Raw genomic sequence first — 5698 nt, 5'->3', positions numbered from 1 at the left:
CGGTGGTGTCGGGCACCGGGTTGCAGCTGCAGATCGTCAGTTTCAACGCGCTCGGCTTCACGATGCCCAAGGAGTCCGTGCAGTCGACGCTGGACGACTTCACCTCGAACCTGACCAAGAACTACCCGCTGGGCATCCACGCCGACAGTGTGCAGGTCACGGATACCGGTGTGACGAGCCACTTTTCGACGCGCAACGCCACCATCCCCACCGGCAACGACAACGACCCCTGCTTCGCCAACCTGTGACGGCGAGCTTCTAGCCGGACGGCTTAGCCCAGGCCGTCGAGCACCGCCCGGGTGCCCGACAGCCCGAGCCGGGTGGCGCCCGCGTCCAGCATCGCCAGCGCGTCCGCGGCGGAGCGGATGCCGCCGCTGGCCTTCACCCCGAGGCGTCCCCCGACCGTCTCGGCCATCAGGGCGACCGCGCGCACGGATGCACCGCCGGTCGGATGGAACCCGGTCGACGTCTTGACGAAGTCGGCGCCGGCCTCTTCGGCGGCGCGGCACACCCGCACCAGGGTGGCCTCGTCGGCCAGGGCCAGCAGCGCCGCCGACTCCACGATCACCTTGAGCACGGCGCCGCCGATCGCGCCGCGCACGGCCCGGACATCCGAACGCACGGCGTCGATGTCGCCGGACAGCGCCGCCCCCACGTCGATGACCATGTCGACCTCGGTGGCCCCGGCCGCGACGGCCAGGGCCGCCTCGTGCGCCTTCACCGCCGGGAGGTGCTTGCCCGAGGGGAAACCCGCCACGGCGGCCACCGGCAGCCCGGTGCCGGCCCGCACCGCGACGGGGACCATCGAGGGCGAGACGCATACCGCGTAGACGCCCAGTTCGCCCGCTTCGGCCACCAGGGCGGCCACGTCGGCATCGGTTGCTTCGGGCTTGAGCAGCGTGTGGTCGACGAACGCCGCCAACTGCGCTCGGCTGGGTTGGGTTGGCATCAGAAGGATTCTTCCGGACCGCCGGGATTGCAGCCGGAGGCGACCATCTCGGCGTCGTCGACGACCGGTCGCCACGGCTCGAGGTTCCAGCTGACCTTGCCGGGCTGGGCGAGTTCGGCGAACTCCCAGTGGCAGAGGAACTGCGCGCGCATGCCGGCGGTGTCGGCGTCCGGGGACGCGGCGAGCACCTCGGCCCAGGCCTCGTCGGCCAGGGCGGTGGTTGCGGGGATGCGCGAGGCGGCCCGCCCGGCCGGCGACGGAAACACCCGCAGGCTGCTGCGGCCCTGCCACTGCGCCCACTGAGTGTGGTCGATGTACGGCGGGGACGGCGTGGGCGGTTCGGCCGCGCCGCCACCGGGGTCCGGCGCGGCGGCAGCGGGCGGTATCGGACAAGCCAGGGCGACGAGCACCGCGACCGGCGCCGTCAGCAGGGCCATCATTGCGCTAGCGCGACTTACCTTGTATCTCAAGCAGTTTGGGCCGCACATCGACCAGGTACACACCGGCGGCACAGGCCGCGATCGCCATACCGAGCACGCCGAACACGAAACCCAAGATGGATGTCAGGGCGACGGCCCCTCCCAGGATCAGCAACCACACGGGCTTGGTCAGCTTCTCGGCGGCGGTGTAGGCGTCGGGTCGTTGCAGCGCAGCATGCACGAACGCGTAGATGGCCGTGACCAAGACGGCGATCTGCAAGACCAGCATGACGGTTTGCACGAGGTGGCTCACGCCCTAAGGGTATGCGGGCACCCGCCAAAACGTCGACTCCGAGTCACCCGGAGGCGACTCGGAGCCCAACGTCGTGAAATGTCGTGCTTACTTCTGGGTGACCTTCTTGGCGGCCGCCTTCTTGGCCGGCGCCTTCTTGGCCGGCGCCTTCTTGGCGGGCGCCTTCTTGGCGGGCGCGTTCACGGCCTTCTGCGCCTTCTTGGTGGCCGCTTCGGTCTTGCCGGGCAGCTCGATGCCGACCAGCTTGGCGGCGCGCTCGCCGACCGCGCGGGTCTGCGAGGCGACGGTGCCGAGAGCTTCCTGCGTCAGCTCGACGGCCTGGTCGACGTAGCCCTCGGCACGCGCGGAGGCGTCCTCGAACGCGGTCTGGTTACGCAGCCGCTGCAGGGCCGCCTCGCCGCGCTCGACCAGTTCGTTGTACCGGCTGGTCGCCGCCTCGAGGTAGCCCTCGGCGGCCTTGCGCAGCTCTTCGGTGGTGAACTTGTCGCGCAGCTCGGTGAACTGGTCGGGCAGGTCCTCCTGCAGCTTGGTCAGGCGAGCGCGACGTTCCTCGACCCGGGTACGGGTCTCGGCGCGGGTCTCCTCGGCGCGCTCCCGCAGGCCGGCGATCAGGTCGTTGACGGTGGCCAGGGCCAGGTCGGCCGCGCCCAGGGCTGCGAGCAGCGGGGCCCGCAAATCTTCGATGTTCGTGTTTTCCGCCATGGTTTTTCCTTTCATGCTGTGTTTTCGCTATCGGCGTTATTCGGTGTTATTGGCTGTCTGGTCGAGAAGTTAGGTGCAAACGTCTCCTTCGCAACTGGGGCCGCCAATGCCGGGGCGGTTCGTCCAGCGGTTCAGCTGGAACCCGGTAGGTCTTCCACGGTGGGTAACCGCGACGGCCGGTCGGCTATACATCACCAACTCGCAACCGCGATGCGCAGAGTCCGCTTTCTCGGGTAAACGCCCAGCACAGCTGGCTACCGTGCCGGATCGAACGGACTGCTCACTCGCTGTCGGATTCGGTCGGACACTCCTCTGGGATCGATTCATTTTGCTGGGTGAACGATGAATAGATGTCGAGCAGAATTTGCTTTTGGCGCTCGGTGATCGCAGTGTCGGTGACGATCGCGTCCCGCACCTGACTTTTGTCGCTGGGCTCGAGAATCCCGGCGCGCACATAGAGAACCTCGGCGGAAACCCGAAGGGCCTTCGCGATCTGGTTCAGGACATCGGCGGAGGGCTTACGCAATCCACGCTCCACCTGGCTCAAATATGGATTGCTGACCCCGGACTTTTCGGCGAGTTGGCGCACCGACACCTGCGCGAGTTCACGCTGGCTGCGGATGAAACTGCCGATGTCGGAGGCCACTTCGGAGGCAGCGTTGGACACCTTGGCGGAGAGCTTCTCCTCCGGCGTCATGGCGTGCTCCTGCTCGGCTGACTGATCTTGACGCGGATCAGACTACTACAAGTGCTTGCTATTGCAAGCACTTGTTAGCACTACTAGAAATCCGTTAGATCAGTAGCTGCGCGACGGCATAAATCGCCAAACCCGCCAGCGACCCGACGACGGTTCCATTGATCCGAATAAATTGCAGGTCACGGCCGACGTGCAATTCGATGCGCCGGCTGGCCTCCTCGGCGTCCCAGCGCTCGATCGTGTCGGTGATGATCGCGGTGATCTCCACGCCGTACTGCGAAACCAGATGCTGAGCCGCCCGGACCAGCCAGTTGTCGACCTTGTCGCGCAGGTCCGCGTCGTCGCGCAGCGATTCCCCGATGCGGACCACGGTGTCGGCGATCCGGGTGCGCAGCGCGCTGGACGGGTCATCCACGCCCTCGAGCACCAGCCGCTTCAGCGTCTTCCACGCGGTCGCGGCGGCGTTGGCGATCTCGTCGCGCGCCATCAGCTGTTCTTTGATCGCATCGGCGCGCGCGATGGTGTCCGGGTCGTGCTGCAGGTCGTCGGCGAAGTCGAACAAAAAGCGGGTGGCCGAGCGGCGCAGTTCGTGGTCGGGGTTGCGGCGCACCTTGTCGGTGAAGTCCATCAGCTCGCGGTGGATGCGGTCGCCGACGAGATGGTCGACGAAGCGCGGCGACCAGGTCGGTGAGTCACGCTCGACCACCCGCTGGATGACCTCGCCGGCCTTCAGTGACCACTGAAAGGCCCGATCGGCCAGCAACTGGATCAGCGCCTCCTGCCGGTGCTCGGCCAGCAGCGTCGCCAGCACGCGCCCGACCGGCGGGCCCCACTGCGGCTCGGCGATGCGGCGCACGATCATCCGGTCGATCACTTGCTGAACGTCCTCGTCGCGCAGCAGTTCGACCAGCACCCGCAGCACCGTGGCCGTCTCGCTGGCCACCCGCTCGGCGTGGGCGGTCTCGGAGAGCCACTTACCGAGCCGGCCGGACACCTGGGCGTCGCGCAGCTTGGTTTCCACCACCTCCGGCGACAGGAAGTTCTCCCGCACGAAGGTGCCCAGGCCCTCGCCCAGCTGGTCCTTCTTGCGCTTGATGATCGCCGTGTGCGGGATGGGAATGCCCAGCGGGTGGCGGAACAGCGCGGTCACCGCGAACCAGTCCGCCAAGGCGCCCACCATCCCGGCCTCGGCGGCGGCGCCGACGTATCCCACCCAGGCCCCCAGGCTGGCGTGCGCCTGGGCCCACCGGCAGGCCAGGAACACGCCGGTGGCACCGATCAGAAAACCCAGTGCCACCATCTTCATCCGGCGCAGCGCCACTCTGCGCTGCGCGTCGGCCTCGGGGTCAGCGCCGGCGAAGGATTCGGCAAAGGATGCGCGCCCCGCGTTCGCCGCGGTCAGTGGCGTCGCCGAATCGGGCCTCGCCGCCGGCGGGCCGGACGCTTCGCCTCGCACCGAGGCTCGATGTGCCACCACTCCATCATCTATCTTTCCCACGAATTGGTGTGACGACACTGTTCGCGACGTCTCACCCACGCCCGGCCAGGGCAGGAAACCGACCCCCTCACGCCGTAAGATCAGGGGCGTCTAGGGAATGGGAATTAGGCGACAGTGGCAGAGCATATTACGGCTGTGAGCGTCAAAATGGATGGGCGCAAGCGGCGCTGGCATCAACACAAAGTGGAGCGTCGTAACGAACTGGTCGACGGCACGATCGACGCGATTCGCCGACTGGGTGGCGCGCTGAGCATGGATGAGATCGCCGCCGAGATCGGGGTCTCCAAAACGGTGCTGTACCGCTATTTCGTCGACAAGAACGACCTGACGACGGCCGTGATGATGCGGTTCACCCAGACCACCCTGATTCCCAACATGGCCGCGGCGCTGACGTCCAACCTCGACGGCTTCGACCTGGCGCGCGAGATCATCCGCGTCTACGTCGAAACCGTCGCGAACGAGCCCGAGCCGTACCGATTCGTGATGGCCAACAGTTCGGCCAGCAAGAGCAAGGTCCTTGCCGACTCCGAGCGCATCATCGCCCGCATGCTCGCGGTGATGATGCGCCGCCGCATGCAACAGGCCGGGATGGACACCGGCGGCGCGGAACCATGGGCGTATCTGATCGTCGGCGGGGTGCAGCTGGCCACCCACTCCTGGATGTCCAACCCGCGGATGAGCCGCGACGAGTTGATCGACTATCTGACCATGCTGAGCTGGAACGCCCTCAAGGGCATCGTCGAGGTCGGCGGATCGCTGGAGAAATTCCGCGAGGAGCCCCACCCGTCGCCGATCGTGCCGCCCCGCGGGCTCGACGGCGGGTCCGGTCTTTAAGCGGCCCGCAGAAGCGGCTGGAGTTTTTGGGGATTACACCCGCTCCATGTGAGCTTGAACGCGCCTTGGGAATGCGACTTGAACAGCCCCAGGTATTAGCATGCAGGGGAGTATCGGGGGATCAGCGGGGCTGTCGGTTGGCTGTCTACCCCTGTCCCCAAGCAGTTCAGAAAGGCTCGTATCGACATGTCTGTGCAGCTCACGCCGCATTTTGGAAACGTGCAAGCCCATTACGACTTGTCCGACGACTTCTTTCGGCTGTTCCTGGATCCCACACAGACCTACA

At 66.7% G+C, this 5698-nt stretch carries 8 protein-coding genes and 1 pseudogene; 3 read left to right on the top strand and 6 right to left on the bottom strand.

The genetic code is table 11. The annotated features are described in order from the left end of the window. Positions 1 to 248, top strand: a pseudogene (locus A5622_RS10475) (DUF2993 domain-containing protein); the annotation flags it as partial. Between the two features lie 23 nt (positions 249 to 271). Here the strand turns inward: A5622_RS10475 and deoC are convergent. The 6 genes from deoC to A5622_RS10445 form a co-directional block, all read right to left on the bottom strand. Then, a complete protein-coding gene (deoC, locus tag A5622_RS10470; RefSeq protein ID WP_066878344.1) occupies positions 272 to 949 on the bottom strand; it encodes a deoxyribose-phosphate aldolase in 678 nt (225 codons plus the stop codon). Beyond that, entirely contained in the window at positions 949 to 1389 is a 441-nt protein-coding gene (locus A5622_RS10465; protein WP_066878342.1) for a DUF2599 domain-containing protein, read from the bottom strand. Before A5622_RS10465 ends, deoC begins: the two co-directional genes overlap by 1 nt. Positions 1390 to 1393: 4 nt before the next feature. Next, on the bottom strand, positions 1394 to 1681 hold the full coding sequence (locus A5622_RS10460) for a DUF2516 family protein (RefSeq protein WP_066864690.1): 288 nt from the start codon (positions 1679 to 1681) through the stop codon (positions 1394 to 1396). Between the two features lie 87 nt (positions 1682 to 1768). Next, complete coding sequence (gene hbhA, locus A5622_RS10455) at positions 1769 to 2383, bottom strand: heparin-binding hemagglutinin HbhA (RefSeq protein ID WP_066864698.1); 615 nt, start codon at positions 2381 to 2383, stop codon at positions 1769 to 1771. A 280-nt stretch (positions 2384 to 2663) separates the two neighbouring features. Then, positions 2664 to 3080 (bottom strand): helix-turn-helix domain-containing protein, encoded by a 417-nt coding sequence (locus A5622_RS10450; protein WP_066864693.1) that lies wholly within the window; start codon positions 3078 to 3080, stop codon positions 2664 to 2666. A gap of 94 nt (positions 3081 to 3174) precedes the next feature. Then, positions 3175 to 4557 (bottom strand): DUF445 domain-containing protein, encoded by a 1383-nt coding sequence (locus tag A5622_RS10445; RefSeq protein WP_156749195.1) that lies wholly within the window; start codon positions 4555 to 4557, stop codon positions 3175 to 3177. Between the two features lie 135 nt (positions 4558 to 4692). On the opposite strand from A5622_RS10445, the gene A5622_RS10440 reads away from it, so the two are divergent. Together A5622_RS10440 and A5622_RS28105 are read left to right on the top strand one after the other, a co-directional pair. After that, positions 4693 to 5412 (top strand): TetR/AcrR family transcriptional regulator, encoded by a 720-nt coding sequence (locus A5622_RS10440; RefSeq protein WP_066864695.1) that lies wholly within the window; start codon positions 4693 to 4695, stop codon positions 5410 to 5412. Positions 5413 to 5598: 186 nt separating this feature from the next. Next, the coding region (locus A5622_RS28105) for a class I SAM-dependent methyltransferase (protein ID WP_197507988.1) at positions 5599 to 5698 on the top strand (100 nt) is incomplete at its 3' end.

This window comes from Mycobacterium sp. 1245801.1, assembly GCF_001673055.1.
In the GTDB taxonomy this organism is placed as follows: Bacteria; Actinomycetota; Actinomycetes; order Mycobacteriales; family Mycobacteriaceae; genus Mycobacterium; species Mycobacterium europaeum_A.
Note: the sequence above shows the minus strand (reverse complement) of the source record. Positions and strands in the feature narration are given on the sequence as shown.

Coding starts and splice junctions, on each gene's coding strand:
- deoC (WP_066878344.1), bottom strand. CDS start 949: ATGCCAACCCAACCCAGCCGAGCGCAGTTGGCGGCGTTCGTCGACCAC.
- A5622_RS10465 (WP_066878342.1), bottom strand. CDS start 1,389: ATGATGGCCCTGCTGACGGCGCCGGTCGCGGTGCTCGTCGCCCTGGCT.
- hbhA (WP_066864698.1), bottom strand. CDS start 2,383: ATGGCGGAAAACACGAACATCGAAGATTTGCGGGCCCCGCTGCTCGCA.
- A5622_RS10450 (WP_066864693.1), bottom strand. CDS start 3,080: ATGACGCCGGAGGAGAAGCTCTCCGCCAAGGTGTCCAACGCTGCCTCC.